This window comes from Pseudoalteromonas apostichopi (assembly GCF_030297135.1).
Lineage (GTDB): Bacteria > Pseudomonadota > Gammaproteobacteria > Enterobacterales > Alteromonadaceae > Pseudoalteromonas > Pseudoalteromonas apostichopi.
In genome coordinates, this window is record NZ_AP028065.1 from 3,273,278 (window position 1) to 3,294,666 (window position 21,389).

Annotated in this window: 22 protein-coding genes; 16 read left to right on the forward strand and 6 right to left on the reverse strand. The window is 39.5% G+C overall.

Going from position 1 to position 21,389, the window contains the following annotated elements; translation table 11 throughout:
• Positions 1 to 32 precede the first annotated feature (32 nt).
• A complete protein-coding gene (gene recD, locus QUE86_RS14820; protein ID WP_434784480.1) occupies positions 33 to 2,087 on the forward strand; it encodes an exodeoxyribonuclease V subunit alpha in 2,055 nt (684 codons plus the stop codon).
• Positions 2,074 to 2,529, forward strand: a complete 456-nt coding sequence (locus QUE86_RS14825) for a GNAT family N-acetyltransferase (RefSeq protein ID WP_286258131.1) — start codon at positions 2,074 to 2,076, stop codon at positions 2,527 to 2,529. The genes recD and QUE86_RS14825 overlap by 14 nt, the downstream gene beginning before the upstream one ends.
• Here QUE86_RS14825 and QUE86_RS14830 read toward each other — a convergent pair.
• Positions 2,526 to 3,155 (reverse strand): trimeric intracellular cation channel family protein, encoded by a 630-nt coding sequence (locus tag QUE86_RS14830; RefSeq protein ID WP_130051689.1) that lies wholly within the window; start codon positions 3,153 to 3,155, stop codon positions 2,526 to 2,528. The two genes, QUE86_RS14825 and QUE86_RS14830, sit on opposite strands and share 4 nt — an antisense overlap.
• Positions 3,156 to 3,272: 117 nt before the next feature.
• On the reverse strand, positions 3,273 to 4,562 hold the full coding sequence (locus tag QUE86_RS14835; protein WP_130051688.1) for an amidohydrolase: 1,290 nt from the start codon (positions 4,560 to 4,562) through the stop codon (positions 3,273 to 3,275).
• Positions 4,563 to 4,879: 317 nt separating this feature from the next.
• Here QUE86_RS14835 and QUE86_RS14840 point away from each other — a divergent pair, with 317 nt between their 5' ends.
• The 6 genes from QUE86_RS14840 (at position 4,880) to QUE86_RS14865 (ending at position 10,921) form a co-directional block, all read left to right on the forward strand.
• Positions 4,880 to 5,542, forward strand: coding sequence for a Crp/Fnr family transcriptional regulator (locus QUE86_RS14840; RefSeq protein WP_130051686.1), 663 nt, complete (start codon positions 4,880 to 4,882; stop codon positions 5,540 to 5,542).
• A gap of 54 nt (positions 5,543 to 5,596) precedes the next feature.
• Entirely contained in the window at positions 5,597 to 6,001 is a 405-nt protein-coding gene (locus tag QUE86_RS14845) for a hypothetical protein (protein WP_286258134.1), read from the forward strand.
• Positions 6,002 to 6,106: 105 nt separating this feature from the next.
• Positions 6,107 to 6,610 carry an Mpo1 family 2-hydroxy fatty acid dioxygenase gene (locus tag QUE86_RS14850; RefSeq protein WP_130051684.1) on the forward strand — a complete coding sequence of 168 codons (504 nt, stop codon included), beginning with the start codon at positions 6,107 to 6,109 and terminating at the stop codon, positions 6,608 to 6,610.
• Positions 6,611 to 6,631: 21 nt separating this feature from the next.
• A complete protein-coding gene (locus tag QUE86_RS14855) occupies positions 6,632 to 7,420 on the forward strand; it encodes an SDR family oxidoreductase (protein WP_130051683.1) in 789 nt (262 codons plus the stop codon).
• 184 nt (positions 7,421 to 7,604) lie between these two features.
• On the forward strand, positions 7,605 to 8,600 hold the full coding sequence (locus tag QUE86_RS14860; RefSeq protein WP_130051682.1) for a branched-chain amino acid aminotransferase: 996 nt from the start codon (positions 7,605 to 7,607) through the stop codon (positions 8,598 to 8,600).
• 167 nt (positions 8,601 to 8,767) lie between these two features.
• Positions 8,768 to 10,921: a prolyl oligopeptidase family serine peptidase gene (locus QUE86_RS14865; RefSeq protein ID WP_286258138.1), complete on the forward strand. Its 2,154-nt coding sequence runs from the start codon at positions 8,768 to 8,770 to the stop codon at positions 10,919 to 10,921.
• Positions 10,922 to 10,994: 73 nt separating this feature from the next.
• Here the strand turns inward: QUE86_RS14865 and QUE86_RS14870 are convergent, their stop codons facing one another.
• Both QUE86_RS14870 and QUE86_RS14875 read right to left on the reverse strand, forming a co-directional pair.
• Positions 10,995 to 12,053 (reverse strand): DUF481 domain-containing protein, encoded by a 1,059-nt coding sequence (locus QUE86_RS14870; RefSeq protein WP_167658838.1) that lies wholly within the window; start codon positions 12,051 to 12,053, stop codon positions 10,995 to 10,997.
• 134 nt (positions 12,054 to 12,187) lie between these two features.
• Entirely contained in the window at positions 12,188 to 13,483 is a 1,296-nt protein-coding gene (locus QUE86_RS14875) for an anti-phage deoxyguanosine triphosphatase (protein ID WP_286258142.1), read from the reverse strand.
• Positions 13,484 to 13,697: 214 nt separating this feature from the next.
• Between QUE86_RS14875 and QUE86_RS14880 the strand changes: the two genes are divergently transcribed.
• From QUE86_RS14880 to ttcA, 8 genes are all read left to right on the forward strand, one after another.
• Complete coding sequence (locus tag QUE86_RS14880) at positions 13,698 to 14,516, forward strand: glucosaminidase domain-containing protein (RefSeq protein WP_130051658.1); 819 nt, start codon at positions 13,698 to 13,700, stop codon at positions 14,514 to 14,516.
• Positions 14,509 to 15,177: a DUF2987 domain-containing protein gene (locus QUE86_RS14885; protein WP_130051657.1), complete on the forward strand. Its 669-nt coding sequence runs from the start codon at positions 14,509 to 14,511 to the stop codon at positions 15,175 to 15,177. Before QUE86_RS14880 ends, QUE86_RS14885 begins: the two co-directional genes overlap by 8 nt.
• A 498-nt stretch (positions 15,178 to 15,675) precedes the next feature.
• The gene (ppk2, locus tag QUE86_RS14890; RefSeq protein WP_286258145.1) at positions 15,676 to 16,569 is read left to right on the forward strand and encodes a polyphosphate kinase 2; all 894 of its coding nucleotides are present in this window, start codon (positions 15,676 to 15,678) and stop codon (positions 16,567 to 16,569) included.
• Positions 16,570 to 16,580: 11 nt separating this feature from the next.
• A complete protein-coding gene (locus tag QUE86_RS14895; RefSeq protein WP_130051655.1) occupies positions 16,581 to 16,892 on the forward strand; it encodes a hypothetical protein in 312 nt (103 codons plus the stop codon).
• Positions 16,893 to 17,011: 119 nt separating this feature from the next.
• Positions 17,012 to 17,434, forward strand: a complete 423-nt coding sequence (locus QUE86_RS14900; RefSeq protein ID WP_256854471.1) for a hypothetical protein — start codon at positions 17,012 to 17,014, stop codon at positions 17,432 to 17,434.
• A gap of 1 nt (position 17,435) precedes the next feature.
• On the forward strand, positions 17,436 to 17,951 hold the full coding sequence (locus QUE86_RS14905; protein WP_286258149.1) for a demethoxyubiquinone hydroxylase family protein: 516 nt from the start codon (positions 17,436 to 17,438) through the stop codon (positions 17,949 to 17,951).
• 21 nt (positions 17,952 to 17,972) lie between these two features.
• Positions 17,973 to 18,386, forward strand: a complete 414-nt coding sequence (locus QUE86_RS14910; protein ID WP_286258151.1) for a hypothetical protein — start codon at positions 17,973 to 17,975, stop codon at positions 18,384 to 18,386.
• Between the two features lie 249 nt (positions 18,387 to 18,635).
• Positions 18,636 to 19,529 (forward strand): tRNA 2-thiocytidine(32) synthetase TtcA, encoded by an 894-nt coding sequence (ttcA, locus tag QUE86_RS14915; protein ID WP_130051653.1) that lies wholly within the window; start codon positions 18,636 to 18,638, stop codon positions 19,527 to 19,529.
• Between the two features lie 64 nt (positions 19,530 to 19,593).
• Here the strand turns inward: ttcA and uspE are convergent, their stop codons facing one another.
• Both uspE and QUE86_RS14925 read right to left on the reverse strand, forming a co-directional pair.
• Positions 19,594 to 20,517 carry a universal stress protein UspE gene (uspE, locus tag QUE86_RS14920; RefSeq protein ID WP_130051652.1) on the reverse strand — a complete coding sequence of 308 codons (924 nt, stop codon included), beginning with the start codon at positions 20,515 to 20,517 and terminating at the stop codon, positions 19,594 to 19,596.
• Positions 20,518 to 20,619: 102 nt separating this feature from the next.
• On the reverse strand, positions 20,620 to 21,354 hold the full coding sequence (locus QUE86_RS14925) for an FNR family transcription factor (RefSeq protein ID WP_130051651.1): 735 nt from the start codon (positions 21,352 to 21,354) through the stop codon (positions 20,620 to 20,622).
• Between the last annotated feature and the right edge of the window lie 35 nt (positions 21,355 to 21,389).

Genomic DNA, 21,389 nt, shown 5'->3' on the forward strand with positions numbered 1-21,389 from the left:
TCGGCTTTGATGATCATGAACCCCACGAGCCTATGAATAAGCAATCAAACAGTAATGAACAGGCTAGTAAAAATCAACAAGTAGAACAATCAACGAAACATGTTGAAAACGATTCAGCGTTGCCTGCTATAGAAGTTAAAACTCAGCCTCTATTGAGTTATTTGCTTGAGGCAAAACGTATTCGCTTGGTTGATGTTAAGCTCGCAGAGCTTTTAACCGGTTCACAAACACTGATAGAGAATAACGATACAGCGCACAGTGAGGTTTTTTACCTGATTTTATTGCTTGCGGCAGCGCAGCAAAGTCAGCACAGCTGTTTAGAACTGGCTAATATAAACTGGCAAAATCCGTTTGAAATTAAACAGCAAAGCTTAGCTGATGCCAGTATCGCAGCCCCTGAGGTTTTAACGCCGTTTGATATGGAATTTGGTCTTACTGAGGCCGTTAATGGACTAATGAATGCTGAGTGCGTAGGGGACGACAAGCCACTGCTATTGTTTGCTAATAAACTTTACTTTGCCCGTTTGGCAGAGTACGAAACCACACTGGCATCGCGTTTACATCATTTAGCAACGAAAGAGCTCACCCTTGATGAAGCTGCATTAAAGGCATTACTTGAGGTGTATTTTCCAAACAGTGAACATACAACCAACCCAAGCGATCCTGTTAAAACATTAAACTGGCAAAAAGTAGCCTGTGCGATAGCTGCAACAAAAGGCTTTAGTGTGATCACTGGCGGCCCGGGTACCGGTAAAACCACCACGGTAACTAAGCTACTAGCCATATTACAATCTTTGTATGCCAGTGCACCGCTAACAATAAAGCTGGTTGCACCGACAGGTAAAGCGGCAGCTCGTTTAACCGAGTCGATTTTAGGGGCGAAGCAAAAGCTCAGTATGATCCCTGAGAATATCGCGCCACTTATTCCAGACAGTGCGCAAACGATTCACCGCTTACTTGGCGTTATTCCGCATACTAATAAGTTTCGCCATAACAAGCGTAACCCGCTGCATTTAGATGTTCTGATTATTGATGAAGCATCGATGGTTGATTTGTCGCTTATGGCAAAACTAATCGAAGCACTACCTAGTCATGCAAGGCTTATTTTACTTGGCGATAAAGACCAATTAGCCTCGGTTGATACGGGCAGTATTCTTAGTGACCTATGCCAAGGGTTAGAGCTTGGCAAAATGCCTGATTACAGCAGTGAAAGAGCTGCGCAGCTTAATCGCGTTTGTTTTAATAATCAGAGCGCTATACCCGCGGCGAGCAGCCATTTTGTACTTAACGATTGTATTGCGTTTTTACAGCAAAGTTATCGTTTTGATGGCAGCAGCGGTATTGGTCAATTAGCACAAGCTGTAAATACCAATAACAGTGGCTTACTGGGCTACGTTGAGCAAACGATTAATCAAGGCGGTTTTAAAGACCTTAAACTTAATTACAGTGTAATCAGTAAACCGATTGAGTATTTTGTGCAGCAAGCGGCTTTGCAATACCACGATTATTTGCATCTTATCCAGCAAGGGGCAAGTGTAGCCAGTGTGCATAAAGCATTTGCGCATTATCAGTTACTAGCTGCCGTCAGAGAGGGAGATTATGGAGTAAATAGCCTTAATCAGCGTATTGAAAAAGCACTTACTCAACAAGGCTTAATTGCGCCATATCAAAGGCACTATGTGGGTATGCCAATAATGATCAGCCAAAACGACTATCAGTTAAAACTGTTTAATGGCGACATAGGTATTTTAATGCATGATGAGCAAGGTCAGTTAAAAGCCATGTTTATTGATGAACAAGAAAACATTCGTGCCTTTTCACCAGCACGTTTACCCGCTCACGATAAAGTATATGCAATGACTATTCATAAGTCGCAAGGCTCAGAGTTTGCTTACACCGCGATGATTTTACCGCCAATTAAACAGGCTAATCAGGGGATTAACAGACAGTTGGTTTACACGGGGATCACCCGCGCGAAAACCACATTTGAGCTGGTGGCCGATAAAAATGTATTGCTAATGGCCATGAATAAATCTGTTACTCGTGCATCAGGTTTATACGATAGGTTAAAACATGAAGCTCGTTAAAGTAACCGACATCCAACTTAACCAGTTAATGGGTTGGTTTAACACAGAGGCAGAACTGCGTATTTGGTCAGGGCCATTTTTTAACTATCCATTTGATACACAAAGCTTTAAAAAAGATTTAAACCTAGATGCGCTGAATTCCTACGCGTTGGTTAATGGCGATGGCCAGATGCTTGGGTTTGGTCAATACTATTTACGTGAAGGGCGTTGTCATTTAGGGCGGTTAGTTATCGCGCCAAGCGAGCGTGGCAAAGGTCTTGCAAAAGTGCTGATAAATTTACTGGGAGAGCAGGGTAAACAGCAGTTGCAGTGTGATAGCTTGTCTTTGTTTGTGTATACCCACAATACCCTTGCTAAAACGGCCTATGAGAAACTGGGTTTTATACAAACCCAGTACCCAGCTGACATGCCACTCGACGGGTGTATTTATATGACCTGCTAAGAGCGTTTAAAGCTGCTTTTACGAAACAGGTTAGGTTGCCAACCAAAATGGATGGCGCCTAATCTTAAAAATACCGTCACAGCAAATGCGCCAATAATGCACCAAATATAACTTACCTCAAGGGTGAATAAGGCAGCATAGGTTAACCCTCCCGATAAGCAAGCGGTTGAATAAAGCTCTTCACCCATAACTAGAGGCACTTCTCGGCAAATTACATCGCGCATCAAGCCACCAAAAATACCAGTGGTCATGCCCATAGTAATTGCAACAACCATATCAGCTCCTTCTATTAGTGCCTTTTCTATACCGATAATATTGAAAATTGCCATACCTACGGCATCCATTAACAACATGGTGGTGTTACTTAAATCGGGTAAATGACGAATCGATAAAATGGAGGCAAAAATGGCAATGTAAGTAGCATATAAATAATCTGGTTGGGCTATCCAAAAGACCGGCTTATTGAGCAAAATATCGCGTAATGTTCCACCTCCTATTGCTGTTACCGTGGCAACCACCACTACACCAAAACCACCGACACTTTTTTCATGACCTAGTAAGGTGCCAGAGATTGCAAAAAATGCTACACCGATAATGCTTAAAAAGTGAAAGTATTCTGATGTCATGAGGCTTCCTTACCTATTTGATAGTAAGTTAACCTTAGCAAAATGAACTTTATTGATGCTGAACAGATAAGAAAATAGGGCGGGTAATGATGTTACCCGCCGGTATGAGAGTATTGATTATTTAAGGTAATCAATCACTAATTGCGTCATTGCATTTACTCCAAGCTGTAAAGCTTTCTCGTCTGCAAAAAAGTGTGGTGAATGATTACTTGGCGCTGTAACAGCATCTTGACCTTTTGGTGTTACACCTAAGAAAAAGAACATTCCTGGTGTTTCTAAGGCGTAGTAACTAAAGTCTTCTGCACCTGTGATAAGTGGGGTTGTGATCAGGTTTTCTTTGCCAACCACACCTGCAAGTGTTGGGGCCATTTTCTTGGTAAGTTCAACATCGTTCACTGTTACTGGGTAACCATGGTCAATGTGAACATGCGCTTCTGCGCCACCAGATTCAGCCACCATCTCAGCGGTTTTAGCTAAACGTTTTTTAATGTCAGCGCGCATTTCTTGGTCAAAGGTACGAATTGTGCCAACCATTTCAACTTGATCTGGGATGATGTTGTTACGTATACCACCATTAATGGCACCAAATGAAACCACTGAAGGCGCTTTGGTTACATCAACTTGGCGTGAAGCAATGGTTTGAGTTGCCATAATAATTTGTGATGAAGCTACAATTGGGTCAACACCATTCCAAGGACGAGAACCGTGAGTTTGGCGGCCTTTTACTGTGATTGTAAATTTATCGGCGCTGGCCATTAACGGTCCTTCACGAAAACCAATTTGTCCGGTATTAAGTGAGCTGGTTACGTGTAAACCAAATACGGCTTCTGGCTTTTCTTTAAATAAGCCTTCTTTAAGCATAAGCTCAGCACCGCCTTCTTCGCCCTCTGGAGCACCTTCTTCAGCAGGTTGGAAGACAAATAGAATATCACCTGCTAGTTGGTCTTTAATTTTAACTAAAGACTCCGCTGCCGCCATTAAAATAGCCACATGGTTATCATGACCGCAGGCATGCATTACGCCAACTGTATTACCTTTGTATTCAGCCGTTTGAGTTGACGCGAATGGTAAATCTACTTGCTCTTTAACAGGTAATGCATCCATATCAGCACGCAGCGCAATAAGCGGACCTTTTTTACCACCTTTCAGTTTGGCAACGACACCTGTATGAGCAACACCTGTTTGTACTTCAAGGCCTAAAGAGCGTAAATGCTTAGCTACGTATTTGGCAGTTTCAAACTCACGGTTACTAAGTTCTGGGTTTTGGTGTAAATGTCGGCGCCATTTAATGACTTTTTCGCTGACGCTTTTATTTGCAGATTTAAGTTCAGTATTAATATCACTAGCAAATGCAGGGGTAGAAATAGCACTGAGAAGTAGGCTGGTCGAAAGTAGTTTGTTTAACATCCCGTATCCTTTTATTATTTAGATATCCAAACAACCTCAAAATACGAGTTTCAGTTGGAAATAAAAGCGGTTTAGGCAAGGCATTGATTGCAAGTAATAGATGTTCTATTGTTAAAATCAATAACGCAGTATAAATCGCTTTTAAACCAACCCTTTGGGCGCTTCGCAGGCACTTACTCTCATCGTTGTTACTTCTTAAAAGGGAATGCCATTCTTGCAAAGTAACGCCTTGATATTAAGCACCTGTGAAACGCTGAATTCTGCATTTTGAGGTGGCTTGGATATATGCACACTACACCAATGTAAAGGATAAACACTTGAATGAACAAGACCTTTCGGTTATTAACCAAGATAAATGGTTTAAAAATCGAGCACAATTATTTAGGGACAAGCTAGTAAAAAATGCTAAATTAATCACCTTAAATGCCGGTGATGCATTGTTTTTGCGTGGTGATGAAAATAATGGTCTGTATTGTGTTATTAATGGCGTGCTTAGAGTTTCTGGCGTTAATAACCAAGGCAAAGAAGCTGTACTCAGTTTTGTAACCAGTGCAATGTGGTTTGGTGAAGTTGCTTTGTTTGATGGTGGTCAACGGACCCACGATGTGTATGCACAAACTACGGTAAGGCTTTTACACGTATCAGAACGGGCATTAACTCAGTTATTACAAGATCATCCCGCTTATTGGCATGATTTTGGGCTGTTGCTTACTAACAAAGTGCGAAATCTGTTTGATTCATTAGAAGATCACGCATTACTAACGGCAAAGCAAAAGGTGATTAAGCGCTTATACATGCTTTATCAGTCATCACTGCAAAACTGTTTGCCGCTTACTCAGCAACAACTTGCCGATATGACCTATCTAACACGGCAAACTGTTAATCAAATTTTGCAATCCCTGCAAGCTGATTCAATTATTAATCTTAAATATCAAACGATTGAAATAATTGATATCGATAAATTGCAATCTCAATGCTAGTTTGGAACTAAAATTGCTACAAAGCTGTAATCAAGCTTAAACGGAAGACAACTTGTGGCAATTACGTTTCATAATCAATATAACCCTCATCACACTTCGGCTGCTACTAAGCTTTCGCAAACGGCCCGCCCTGAGGGTGTGAAGGCCATGCATACGCCTGCATCTTCAGCACACCAACTTTTACAAAAGCAGTCTGAGCCCAGCTCTTTTCTAGCACAGGCGCAAGAAGCCTTGGTTTATCAGCGACTCGGTGTTGATAAAGAGAAAATTGACGAAATAAAAGCGCAAATAGAAAAACTAGCGGAACAAATGCAGCAACAAGGTGCCGACACCAAAGCACTGCAAGAAAAAATGAATGAGCTGCAAGCGATGCTTGATGAAGAGTATCAAAAAGGACGCGAACGCATGGATATGCAGCCAGAGGCCGATAAAGGCAAGATAATTGATGCGCTGATTTGATATGCGAGTTTAATAGAGCTAGTTAAAATGTCGGATAGTTGACATTCTTGCTAGTAAATTATCTGCTAATCTGAGTTTTGAACACAGTTTTGGCAGGAAAATATAATGAAAACATTAAAACAACAACTGACAAATTACGCCCTTTATCACCGTTCTAAACGCAATATTTACACCCACTTTATTGGCATTCCATTAATTGTGTTTGCAATTATTTGTTTATTGCAACGCGTCACGCTTATCTCTGAGCCTGTTGTCATCTCTTTAGCAACCGTGGTGATTGGGCTCACCTGTCTCTATTACTTAATGCTTAGTTTATCGATGGGGTTAATTATGGCTGTATGCTTAAGTGTGTTAAGCATTGCTGCTGAGCCTGTGGTGTCGCTTTCAACACAATTATGGCTAGCCGTAAGTATTGGCAGTTTCGTTGTTGGTTGGGTTTTTCAGTTTATTGGTCATTATTTTGAAGGTAAAAAGCCAGCCTTTGTTGACGATTTAATTGGTTTGGTAATAGGGCCTTTATTTGTATTAGCCGAGTTCTTGATTATGCTTGGTTTTTATAAAGATATTGCTGATTATATCGAACAACATGCTGGGCCTAACAAAGCATAACAACAATAATAAGGAACACACATGCAATTAAATGGTAAAACAGTTTGGGTAACTGGGGCATCTTCTGGAATTGGTGAAGCACTTTGTGAGCAACTGGCGGCAAAAGGGGCAACGCTAATATTGTCTGCCCGCAATGAAGATAAACTCAATAAGCTGAATAAACGACTCGGTGGTAATCATCACGTAGTCCCCCTTGATTTGGCAAAACCCGAAGCCTTACTTGAAGATATGCCTACGGTGATAGAGCGACTTGGCCAAGTTGATGTGCTTATCAATAACGGTGGGGTGTCGCAGCGTAGCTTATTTTTAGAAAATGAATTTACGGTTTATCGCCAACTGATGGAAGTGAATTACTTTGGTTTAATTGCCTTAACTAAGGCGGTCGTACCGCAAATGGTGAAGCAAGGTATGGGGATGGTGGTTTCAATTAGCAGTGTCGCAGGTAAAGTTGGTTCGAAGTTTAGAACTGGTTATTCGGGCTCTAAGTATGCGGTAGTCGGCTTCATGGATTGCTTAAGAGCAGAATTAGCTGATAAAAACATTAATTGCCTGACCATTTGCCCAGGTTCAATTAAAACAGCCATTGCACATAACTCATTAGATGGCCAAGGTAAGCCACAAAATAAGCCAGAGCATTCAATTGAGAACGGCATGGATGTCGCTAAAGCCGCTGCAAAAATGATTAAAGCCATTGAAGCTGAAAAAGATGAGGTTGTAATTGGTGAAGGCATAAGTGGTTTAGCACCGACCATTAAGCGCTTCTTTCCGAGCTTCTTTAATCGGCTAACGGCAAAAATGAATTACCGATAATTCGCTATTATTTATTAGTAAATGATTCTCAGTAAACAATGTGCAACTTGGCTTGCACATTTTTTGTACCAAACGGTCGAATTATTATCACTATAATCTATAAAAGGCACTAGTTTGCTATGGTTAAACGGGGATAGATTAGCTTACAATGGGGTAAAAGTAGTCCAAACAAGAGAGAATAACAATGGCCGCATTTGGTACTGTATTTATGCCACAAATGATCCAAGCACGTTTTGCTGATAACTCATGGAGTGAAAGCGCGCTGGTCCCATCTGATAAAATCGAATTACATGCGGGTGCTCACGTATTACATTACTCAAGCACCTGTTTTGAAGGATTAAAAGCATTTCGTCACGAAGATGGCTCGGTCTATATCTTTCGTATGGATGCTAACATTGCTCGTATGAAACAAAGCTCTAAGTTACTAAACTTACCTGACTTTGAAGAAAGCATGCTCGAGCAAATGATCAAAGACATTGTAAAAGAGTACGCAGACGAAACACCAACACCTCCGGGTTCTATGTATATTCGCCCAACTCACATTGGTACAGAAGCAGCAATTGGTAAAGCCGCTGCACCGTCAATGAGCTCACTTCTTTATGTATTACTTTCGCCAGTGGGTGATTATTTTTCAGGTGGTGCAACGGCATTACGCGTATTACTTGAAGAAGACGGCATGCGCTGTGCTCCACACATGGGTATGGTTAAAAGTGGTGGTAACTACGCAAGTGCATTAGGCCCAATCTTAGAGGCTCGTTCAGAACATCAAGCAGACCAAATTTTGTTCTGCCCAGGTGGCGATGTTCAAGAGACTGGTGCTGCAAACTTTATTCTAATTGATGGTGATGAAATCATCACAAAAGCGCTTGATAGCACATTCTTACACGGCGTGACGCGTAATAGTATTTTAACGATTGCGAAAGATTTAGGTATGACGGTATCTGAGCGTAATTTTACCGTTTCTGAGTTGCTTGAAAGAGCTGCTAAGCCAGGAACTGAAGCAGCGTTATCGGGTACTGCTGCGGTACTTACTTCGGTTGGTACGCTTATTCATAACGACCAAGAGTTCAAAGTAGGTTCGGGTGAGCCGGGTGAGAAAGTCGCTAAATTACGTCAAGCATTGAATGATATTCAATGGGGTAAATCAGCAGATACACATGGTTGGTTAACAAAAGTATAATCTCAAGAGTGTTTACTTGTGTAAGTTTATAAGAGCCACGCCAATGCGTGGCTTTTTGTTTTTACATTGGTTTACAGCGCATTTCGTGATTAACCGCAAATAACTAGACATTCTAATGTATTAATTTTACTTTCATTTCATTAACAATAACTAAAAGTAAAGTGATTATGATCAAGAAAACATTAGCATGTGCAATTGTTGTTGCATTGGCGGGTTGCGGTGAATCTACCCCTACAAAAACAGAACAAACAGTAAAAACTGCAGAGGTTAAAGCTGCTGTGAATTATCCAGAAACTAAAAAAGGCAATGTTGTCGACGAATACTTCGGTGAGAAAGTAGCCGATCCATATCGTTGGTTAGAAGACGATATGAGCGACGAAACTGCACAGTGGGTAAAAGCCGAAAATGACGTTACTTTTTCTTATCTAAAAAATATTCCTTATCGCGATGAACTTAAAACTACGCTCGAAAAGTTAATGAATTATGAAAAAGTGACAGCCCCATTTAAAGAAGGTGAGTACACTTATTTTTATAAAAACGATGGCCTGCAAAATCAGTACGTGGTGTATCGTAAAAAAGGTGACTCAGAAGCTGAAGTTTTCTTAGATCCTAATACCTTCAGTGCTGATGGAACAACATCAATGTCGGGCTTAACTTTTACAGAAGACGGCACCTTAGCTGCCTATCAAATTTCTGAAGGTGGTAGTGACTGGCGTAAAATCATTATTATTGATACGGCAACAAAACAGCCTATTGAAGAGGCATTAGTCGATGTTAAATTCAGCGGTATCTCTTGGTTTGGTAATGAAGGCTTCTATTACTCAAGCTACGATAAGCCAAAAGGAAGTGAGCTTTCTGCAAAAACGGATCAACATAAAGTTTATTATCACAAATTAGGCACAGCGCAAGCTGATGACCAATTAATTTATGGTGGCACAAAAGCACAGAAACATCGCTATATTGGTGCTGAGGTTACTCGTGACAATCGCTATTTAATTATTGCTGCAAGCACTTCGACATCAGGTAATAAGTTATTTATCAAAGATTTAACTAAGCCTGATAGCAAGTTAGTGACAATTTTAGATAATACAGACTCAGATACATCAATTATAGATAATGACGGTACAAAGCTTTATTTAGTGACTAACTTAAACGCACCAAATAAGCGTGTTGTTACTGTGGATGCTGCTGATCCAAGTCCTGACAACTGGCAAGATTTAATCCCTGAAACTGAGAATGTATTGAGCATTTCAAAGGGCGGTAATTACTTCTTTGCTAAGTATATGGTTGATGCTATATCGCAAGTAAAGCAATACGATAAATCAGGTAAACTTGTGCGTGATATCAGCTTACCTGGTGTGGGTACCGCGTATGGCTTTAGCGGTAAACATGATGCACCAACACTGTATTATTCATTCACTAATTACACCACTCCAGGCAACATTTACTCGTTTAATGTTGAGTCTGGCGAGTCTGATGTGTATCGCAAGTCAGGCGCTAAATTTAACAGCGAAGAATATACTTCAGAACAAGTGTTCTACACATCGAAAGATGGCACTAAAGTTCCGATGATTATTTCGTACAAGAAAGGCACTGAGCTTAATGGTAAAAATCCAACTATCTTATATGGCTACGGTGGCTTTAATGTAAGTTTAACGCCAAGTTACAGCCCGACAGTTGCTGCATGGCTTGAGCATGGTGGTGTTTATGCTGTTGCTAATATTCGTGGTGGTGGCGAATACGGTAAAGAATGGCATGTAAATGGCACACAGCTTAAGAAACAAAATGTATTTGATGACTTTATTGCTGCGGCTGAGTACTTAAACGAAAAACAATACAGCTCACCTGATTATCTGGCGGTACGTGGTGGCTCTAATGGTGGCTTGTTAGTTGGTGCGGTTATGACACAGCGCCCTGAGTTATTTAAAGTCGCGTTACCTGCTGTAGGTGTTTTAGATATGCTGCGTTACCACACCTTTACAGCGGGTGCTGGTTGGGCGTATGACTACGGCACCAGTGAACAAAGTAAAGAAATGTTCGATTACTTAAAAGGCTACTCACCTGTGCACAATGTTAAAGCGGGTGTTAGCTACCCGGCAACCTTAGTGACAACAGGGGACCATGATGACCGTGTAGTGCCTGCGCATTCATTTAAGTTTGCTGCTGAACTGCAAGAAAAAGGTGCGAAACAAAACCCATATCTTATTCGCATTGAAACAAATGCTGGGCATGGTGCAGGTACGCCAACAAGTAAGATCATCGACCAATATGCTGATATTTATGGCTTTACCCTCTATAACATGGGTATTAAATCGCTATAAGGAAGTGTTTGCTTAACAAACATTGAAAACGCCGAGCTTAAGCTCGGCGTTTATATATCCATCAAATTAACTTTTATAAATCTATTCCCAGTGCGAAAATCATTTTGTAATCTTCTTTTTCTGGTACCACACCGTTTTCATCGGCAATAGGGTCGGCTAAGTAATCCCATACTAATGACATGTCAAAATCGATATCATCTGTGATCTCAAATTCAAACGCAGCCATTGCATATTGTGAATCACCCCCGGCGTCACTATTAGCCGTTAAATAACGATAATTAAGTGAAAAATCAATTTTCTTGGTTACTTCTAATTCATAATTTGTAGATATGAACCAAGACATTGATGAGTTGCTTTCATCTTCGCCTTCAGCAACAGTGTCAAATTGCGTTTTTTGGTATGCTGGCCCTGCTGTAAAATCCCATTCTGTTTTATCTGTATCCATTACATAGTAACCAACACCTGCGCCCACAGTGTATTTATTAGCGATATTTTGGAACGGATCACGATAGTACTCAAAGAAAATAGGGCGGTAATACATTTTTTGTGTATAAAACCAGTCATAAGTGCCGTTAGCACGAATGTTGTTTTTAGTAACTTGATTATCGCTGGTAGTCCGGTAGCCCAAAATTTCAGATAAAAAACGACTAGATGCAGTACGGCGTTTGATATCAGCTTTAACAGAATACTCAGTTTGGTCAGTATTACCGCGAGCTAAATCTGCACCCATCGACAATTTTATAGTCCATGCACTAAGTTCACTTTCTACTGAAGGAGCAATAGAGACTAAATCGCGATAACGGTACTTAGCAGGTTGTTCACCCACTTTGATAAAACCACCGGATATATTAAGTGCACCGCTGAGCTCCTTCCCATCGTTAAAACGAACTGTATGGTGGCGGTCAGAGATAATCATGTAGACATCTTCACGATCGATTATTAATGTGTCGAGCACATCACTATCGAACTCGATCTCTTTATCATACATTGAGACAAGTTCACCTTTAAGCCACTCACCAGAGTTTAGTCGTATCCAATCAAATCGAGAAGCATCTTTAATTATTAAATTTCGCTCTTCAAGTAACGGATCAGGAAGTTGTTCTGCGCTATAGCAGGTAAATGTACTTACCATTATAGCGCTTAAAAGTAGGTGTTTTTTGAGCATCATTTCAATCCCTGTTAAATAGAATGCATCCAAAGAGGAGTGGTTATTTTCTAATAACCTGTTTAATTTTAGAACAGTTTTCAGCTGTATTCAAAAACTAGTCAAGAAGTAGGTAAAAACAACCTCTGATATGTTTTATAGGCATATTCATCACTCATCCCAGCTAAGTAATCACAAATTATACGCATAGCATTATCTTCTTGCTGATGAGCGTTAAGCCACATGTCTTGGGTTGTTTCAGGTAATAAACGCATGGGGTCACTAGCAAAGGCACTAAATAATTCAATTAGCAGATTTTGCCCTTTAAACTCAACTTGCTGCATTTTTGGCTCGCGAATTAACCGTTTAAAAACAAAATGCTTTAGCACGTTGAGAATTTCAGCAAATTCATCAGGTAGACTTACAGTGTACTGTAATATTTCAGATTCAAAATCAGCATTTTGTACTATTAATTTGGCATTAATTATAAAGGTGTTAACCAACTCACCAATGGCGTCCTTTCTTTCATATTCATGATGGGAAAACAGTCTAGCTGTAATCGAACTTAAGTGTGTTGTTAGCCAAGCAGAGTCTAACTCTTGTAATTGTACTAAGGCATGGTTTTGCCAATCTGCAAGGGTTAAAACTTCAGTGGCTATGGCGTCTTCTAAATCGTGTACGGCATAAGCAATATCGTCAGCCAATTCCATAATTGCTGAATCTATTGATTTATAGTGAGTTTTAGCTCTAAATTCATCAACCTTATAGTGACTGCTCAGTAGTTGTTTATCATTATTCGACAGTGGGTCAATAATCCAATCGAAAATATCTTTATCATCTTGATACAGACCTTTAGCTGGTCGCCAATGGTCGGCTTTGATAAAGCTACGCTGTTCACTTTTTGGTGGAATGGTGTGCCACAAGTCATTAATAAAGGCTGGGTATTTAATAAAGCCAAGCAAGGTGCGTCTGGTTAGATTCATGCCATATCCATTAGAATAAGGCTCAAGTTTAGAAACAATTCTCAGGGTTTGGGCATTACCTTCAAAACCACCATGATCGCGCATCATGTAGTTTAATGCTATTTCACCACCATGACCGAAAGGTGGATGACCGATATCATGAGCAAGACATAAGGTTTCAAGTAAACTACCACTCGGAAAATTCGTAAATTCAGGGTGTTGCTTTTTTAAGTGGCGTAATAATCCACTACCAATTTGTGCAACTTCTAAAGAATGAGTAAGGCGAGTTCGGTAAAAATCATTTAAGCCAATACCCATAATTTGGGTTTTAGCCTGCAGACGCCTAAATGCTGCAGCATGTATGATACGAGAGCGGTCAACTTGCCAAGCTGAGCGGTTATCGTTGGGACGATATTTTTGCTGATCAATAATGCGAGCTTGCCAAGATTGGCACATAAAAATAACCTTCCTATTTCTCGTTTGGTTGCATTTAAGTATACGCAAGCGCTTGAAAATTGCGAGTAAATTGGCGGTTCATAACGCTTCTTTAGTTATACTTTAAGAAACTATCTCAGGGCTAATTCGCCAAAAAATGTCTGCTTTGGTATACTTCGCCATTGTGTGTGCGTGAAGTTACCGCATATTAGTAAAAGTTTATTTGAGAGAATACATGCTGAATTACGTTTTTAGAGCTTTACTGGCCGCTTTTTTTGCATGGGCGTTGTTGTCGCCATTTATGGATAAAGATACTCTGGATGAGGGGGATGAACAGTCACAGACAACACCTATTGGCACTCAGCGCGTAATCAAAAAAGAAAAGCCATTACATAATGTAAAACTGCCTGATTTTGCAGCGTTTACTGATGTGAAAGAAAAGAAACATGCATTTTTTGACTTTATCCGTCCTCATGTTGAGGCTGAGAATAAAAAGATCCTACAGCAACGTGCGCTCATAGAAATTGCACGCATGATGCTTGAGTATAATGAGCCGCTAAGTAGTAAACAGCAATCAGATATTAAGAAAATACTGACCAGCTACAAGTTACCAACCACTATTGATACCTTATCACTGACCCAAGCTCTGCGCCGTGTAGATATCATTCCAAAAGAACTTGCGCTTATGCAGGCGGCTAACGAATCAGCATGGGGTACGTCACGTTTTGCTCGAATTGGCTTAAACTTTTTCGGCCAGTGGTGTTATAAAAAAGGCTGTGGCATGGTACCACGTCGTCGAGCCAACGAAGCCGCTCATGAAGTGACTGCTTTTAAATCGGTACGTGCTGCTGTAAGCTCATATTTTAAAAATATTAATACTCACGCAGCGTATAAAGATTTACGATCAATTCGAGCCGATTTACGTCGCCAGCAAAAGCCAATTGATGCTACTAAGCTAACACAGGGCTTGTTGTCGTATTCTGAGCGCGGTGAAGCGTACATTGAAGAATTAAATAAAATGATAAATCAAAACAGAGCTTACTTTGATGAATAAATTCCTTCCGTGGTTAAAATTTACAACCATTGCGGTTGCACTAGGTGCAGTTGCCTCTAAGGCCGCTGCTACTGAATTTGTTGTTGCATACGATGGTTTTTATGATCGTTTGAAAGTCGTTAATAAAGGCGAATTTCAATACGCTCAAGTTAATTTTTATTTGTCTGATATTGCTACTAACGAAGTATGTACAATCAAATCAGGTAAAATAATTACAGAGAAACAAGAATTTGACTTAACTTATACAGATAAAGCTCAATTGCTTTTACCTTTTGATAAGCAGCTAGATACAGATAAAGCCGTTATTGTTGTTCAACCAGAAAATCCAAAACATGATTGTCAATTAAGGTTGCAAATTGAAGCAACTGATCTGGCTGATTTTGAGCTTAGTAAAGCAAACTTGTATACGTTAAATGAAGAATTTGACGAGCTACTATCTGATTTGTCGGGCTTTTTCGTTAGCAAATTAATGTGGTTTTTGCTGCCTGAACAACAAGGTGTTGTACTAAAATTTAACGGCCAAGATGCTATCTCGGCAAACGGTGTTAGCTGTAAGGAGCAACGTTGCTCAATTAAGGTTTCTGATGACTGGCAAGATGATGAAACGGTATTAAGCAGTCATGCTAAGCTTATTAGCGCCACGCCTTGGATCGTTAAATAACCACTATACATCGGCTAAAATCGTTTAAATATCGACAAAAGGGATCTTATTAAGGTCCCTTTTTCAATGTTGAGAAGATAGTTCTTGTGTCTCTTTTTTTAAAAGTTTATCTCGTTACTTTGGTTTAGTATCAAAATTGAAAATTCAATATAAATAAAGCAATTTATATAACAGCTTCTCTTGTCTAGTTTATTCCCTCATTTAATTTTTTTTCTAATTACTTGTTTTGCAGCGCAGTTTAAGTAACAGCTTGTGTTTAGATATGAAAACGGTATGAAGACATAGGTTTTATCTGCTTGTTTTTTACTATAGAAAAAGGGCTTGATTTTACTTTTATAGGCTTATTTTTAATTAGCTATAAAGTGCTAACTTTATATTTTTTAATGATTTTTCAAGAAATAAAAATATAGATTTAGATCAAGTTACATAGCAATAACTGGCTTAAAGTAAAACTATAAAGATCTCAATATAGGTACTTATAGTTTAAAAGGAGTCGTTATGCAGACAGTCAATGTCGAACCTGTATCAGTTAAAAAACAGAAATTAGCCGAAGCCAATGCGAAACAGGATGTAGTTTTTGATTTAAATGTTAAAAACCCAAGCCTAAAGTGGAATGCAGACGGTAAATATCCATATAAACGCAAAATGGACCTGGTTGAATACGAGCGCCATAAACACGAACTGCAAATTGAACTTTTGAAAATGCAAGGTTGGGTAAAAGAGACCAATCAACAAATAGTGGTTTTATTTGAAGGTCGAGATGCGGCGGGTAAGGGAGGCACTATTAAGCGCTTTATGGAGCATTTAAATCCGCGTGGTGCGCACGTAGTGGCTTTAGAAAAACCAACTTCAAGAGAGCGAGAACAATGGTACTTTCAGCGTTACATTAATCACCTGCCAAGCAAAGGTGAAATTATACTATTTGATCGCTCTTGGTATAACCGAGCCGGTGTAGAGAAGGTAATGGGCTTTTGTGATGATCACGAATATTTAGAGTTTATGCGTCAAACACCACAACTTGAACGTATGTTGGTGAATAGCGGTATTAAGCTATTTAAATATTGGTTTTCGGTCAGTAGAGAAGAGCAATTCAGACGCTTTAAATCGCGTCAAAACGACCCGCTTAAGCAATGGAAGCTGAGTCCGGTTGATATGGCATCATTGGCTAAATGGCATGATTATAGTGACGCGAAAGATGCGATGATGTTTCATACCCATACAAAAGATGCGCCTTGGACACAAATTCGCTCTGATGATAAAAAACGGGGTCGTATCAACTGTATGCGTCATTTCTTAAGTTGTTTGGATTACCCAGAAAAAGATCAGGATATAGTCAATCGGGTTGACCCGCTTATTGTCACTGAACCTACCCGCATGTCTACGCGTCAGTAAAGGAGAATACAATGAAAAATTCAGAGTCAATATTTGAAAAGCGCCTTGCAAAGCTCGAAAAAGTTCTCGAAAAAAGTAAAAAAGAGGTGGCCAGAACCTCAGAAATTGCAAAAGATGCAGCACTTAAAGCACAAGCCGCTGTAGAGTGTGCCAGCGAAGCAGAGAGCCTGGCTAAAAATGCTAAAAAGCGGTTGAAAGAAGCCAAAAAGCAGTTAAAAGAAGCTAAAGTGTTAAAAATAGCGCAGAAAAATGCTTCTAAAAAATCGGCAATAAAACGTGCCAAACGAATGGCAAAAAATAAGACAAAAACTAAAAACACTTAAGGTTAACAGGGGGCGCATGGCTCATGTGCCCTTTGTTTTTGTATTAAGCTTATTGCTGGACATTTTTACGATTCTCGTTATGCTAAACGTCAACTTTTCAGGGACTTAAAAGCATACTTATGAAAATTATTCCGGCATTTTTTGTTATTTTACTGCTATGTTCAGCTTGTAGCAGTTATTCACCTATCAACCAAGAAATGCAAACTAAGTTACAAGGCTCATGGCAGTCTACAAATAGCCCAGTTTGTGAAGCTAATTTTCATACTATAGCGTTTAAAAACAAAACATTAGAAATCTCTTATGACGAGCAGGGCTATATTTCTGAGACTGAAGCAAGAAAAACCTTTGTTTATACTATTTTATCGACAGAGAAAAATTTAATTCGAGTGCAGCTTGAAAATGAAACTCGCTTAGATAAAAAAGGTAAACCTGTAGTTTGGCACCTAAAACCACTTAGAAATGATAAATACTGCTGGGGCAGAGATGATTGGCCTGATCTTGCTTGTACAGCTTCGCGTTATAAATGCACAGTGAGCAATTAAGGTGATCCCGAAAGAAGTCGCAAGAATTGTACGTGTTGATCATGCTGGTGAATTCGGAGCGATAAGCATTTATATCGCGCAGTTACTTGTCGCTAAGTTTTTATATCGAGATATCACTGTACAGCTGAAAGAAATGCTAAGTCATGAAATCGAGCATTTTGAAACTTTTGATTGTTGGCTAAAAGAACATAAAGTAAGACATTGCTACGCAATCTGGTTTTGGTCTTTGGGTGGTTATTGTTTAGGTTTGATTACCGCTCTATTTGGTCGCAAAGCAATTTGGGTATGTACAGAAGCCGTTGAATCAACTGTTCTTCATCATCTAGAATGGCAATTAAGCTATTTAGAGAAAAATAATAAAAGTGCATATCAAGCGGTATTAAGTATTCAAAAGGATGAAAGAGAACACCAGAACTTAGGTAAAGTAAACGGTTCAAGTTCACCTTACTATTCACCAATCAGATTAGTCGTTAAGCACTCTACCAAATTTACTATTTGGCTCTCTACTAAGTTGTAAAACTAAAAAAAGGATAAATAAATGAGATTTTGTTTGCTGATTTTGTTTTCTTTGCCATTTATGGTGTGTTCGGCTCAGTCTGAGCCAAATGCGGAATTAGAATTTGAGCGATTCTATAATGCACTGAAAATGGATGAAATTTTCAATGGCCTTGGTGGTAATGTACAGGTCGATACAAAGCAAATATTAGCAGATACACTAAAAGATTTACCGGAAAGTCAAAAGCAATTTTTGATAAATGCGATGGGGACTGCTGTATTGGCAGAGCCATCAGACATGAGTGCCGCCAAGATGGCTTTTAAGCTTAAAATTCTTAGTTTATTATCACCACAAGAGCTCAAAATAGCAGCAGATTTTTATTCAACAAATATTGGTTTAAAAGCGCATAGAGCCATAATCGAGGCGAAAGTAGCAGCTTCAAACGTTTTAGATTAATTTGGACTAAATGTTGTTTTCTACAAATTATGAAGTATATCCAGAAAATATCGTTTAGCCTGTTATGAATATATATCCTGAATCGATACCTTTATTCCCAAAGCGCTTTGCTTTACGTGCTACCTTCTTCAGTGAAGCGCTTTAATTATCCCACGCTAATCATTTCAACTCGCTCAAAAAGTCCGTATAATCCACGCCGAACTTTTTACTATGAAACATGGCTTAGTAAAGCCTGTATGAGCAGAGCAAATGAATCAAACTGATACTAGAAAAGAAACTCTTGAATTTAATAAACTTCAAAAGCGTCTAAGAAGGCATGTTGGTAATGCGATTACTGATTACAACATGATTGAAGACGGCGATGTTGTTATGGCATGTATCAGTGGTGGTAAAGATTCATTCGCAATGCTTGATATTTTGCTTAATTTACAAAAAGCTGCGCCAATTAAATTTGAAGTGATTGCCGTAAACCTTGATCAAAAGCAGCCTGGTTTTCCTGAGCATATTTTGCCTGATTACTTTGAAACGCTAAATATCCCGTATTACATCGTTGATAAAGATACTTACTCAGTAGTAAAAGAAAAAGTACCAGAGGGCAAAACAACCTGCGGTCTGTGTTCACGACTTCGTCGCGGTACACTTTACTCATTTGCAGAAAAAATTGGTGCGACCAAACTAGCACTAGGTCATCACTTGGATGACATCGTCGAAACTATGTTTTTAAATATGTTCCATGGTTCACGATTAAAAGCGATGCCACCAAAATTACGTTCAGATGATGAACGTAACGTAGTTATTCGTCCGTTATCATATTGTCGTGAAAAAGATTTAATTAAATACGCTGAGCACAAAGATTTCCCGATCATTCCATGTAACCTATGCGGTTCTCAAGAAAATCTACAGCGTCAATCAATTAAAGCGATGCTGACAGAGTGGGATAAGAAAACTCCAGGTCGCGTTGAGAGTATCTTTAAGTCTTTACAGAATGTCAGCCCAAGCCAGCTTGCTGATAGAAACTTGTTTGATTTTGAAAACTTACCACTTGATAGAGAAGGCAATCGTGAAAGCTATGACTTTAGCGAGGCGGTGGTCTCATCAACAAACATTGATGAATCATTGTTCATTGATGTAACAAATATATAAAACCCTCAAACTGTATATATAAAAAAGCCCCAAACTGGGGCTTTTTTAATACATATTCTGGTTGTTACTTAGCGAGTGGGCTCACATAGCCATCTGGTTTTAGGGCTAAGACATCGCAATCAAGACTATCAATAACGTGCTCTGCAGTATTACCAACAAGCGCAGCACTCAAGCCAGTGCGACCAACAGTACCAATCACTACTAACTCGCTGTTAAGGCGTGCAGCAACATCTGGAATGACATCTTCTGGTAAACCTTCCTCTATGTAGCATTGAGCTTGGTCAATATCAAACCCTTTAGCTAAAGAGAGGGTTGATTCAAAGTGATGTTTTTTAACTGATTCGTTATAAACGCCAGGATTAAACTCTGGGATTTCTATTGCAATATTAACCGGTGTTGCTGGGTACGCATTTACAATATTAAGCGTGGCATTGGCTAAGTCACAAATGAAGCGGGCATCATTAATAATACGCTTGTTAAGTTCAAGGTGTTGCTCATTTTCACTCACTGCGTTCACAGCTGCTAGAATATTCCCCTGAGCTGGCCATTCTTTTTCTTTAACAAGTAACACTGGAGCAGGGCACTTACGAATAAGGTGCCAGTCGGTAGGTGTGAAAATAACCGATTTTAGTGTGTCGTGTTGATGAGTGCCTTTAACAACAAGATCAAAACCATCGTTGATCACGGTGTTAATAATAGCTTCGTAAGGACGGTTATGCCAAACCACACAACTATCAATAGTGAGTTCTGGATAAAGTGCAATTTGTTCATTTAACCATTCTTGGCGGTCTTTTATCACGGCTTCTCGCATTGCTTCACGCTCATCAGCTGAAAGCATAGTTGTCATTTCATAAGAGAAGTCGTAGATACTGAGGAAAGCGGTGATGGTCGCGCCAGATTTTTTGGCTAGATCGATTGAGCGGCTTAAACTGTGTTGCTGCTCTTTAGTTGGGTCTATAACTGCTAAAATTCGTTTAATTGCGTCCATGTGCTGCTCCTTAACTGTTCCGCAAAAAGTAGTACTTTGAGTGTAACCTAAATTTAGAACAGTTAAAGGGATAAACAGTATAAAGTTGCGTTAAATCAAACTCTATTTACATTTAATTGCCGCTGTTGTAGCAAGTGCCTGCTGGTCCAAAATGGTGATAAACTTGCCCTCAACCTTAATAAAACCAGCCTTTTGAAAACGACTTAAAAGGCGGCTAATTGTTTCAACAGTTAGGCCCAAGTAGTTACCAATTTCACCGCGCGTCATAGTTAAACGGAATTCTTTACGTGAAAAACCACGCTCACCAAAGCGTTCAGCCAAGTTGTAAATAAAACTTGCAAGGCGCTCTTCAGCTGATTTTTTGTTGAGTAACAACAGCATTTCTTGGTCGTAGTTAATTTCATTACTCATTAAACGCATAATTTGTTGGCGCAATTTTGGTAATTTACCGGCTAATTCATCAAGCGTATCGAATGGAATTTCACACACCATAGATGTTTCAAGGGCTTGAGAAAAACTTTGATGTGCCATTTTGTTGATTGCATCGAAACCGACTAAATCGCCAGCTAAATGGAAACCGGTAATTTGCTCGTCACCTTGTTCAGATAGAGTGTAAGATTTAAACGAACCTGAGCGCACAGCATAAATGGCATTTAAGCTTTCACCAGATTCAAATAAATAATCACCTTTATGCAGTGGTTTTTTACGTTCGATGATTTCATCTAGACGATCCATTTCTTGACCGTTTAATGAAAATGGTAAACATAGCTGGCTGATACTGCAATTATTACAGCTAATTGTGCATAAGCCTTTTGACTTGTTTTGTGAGAAGTCCATACATCAAATCCATTCAAATAAGTTAACAACCGCTA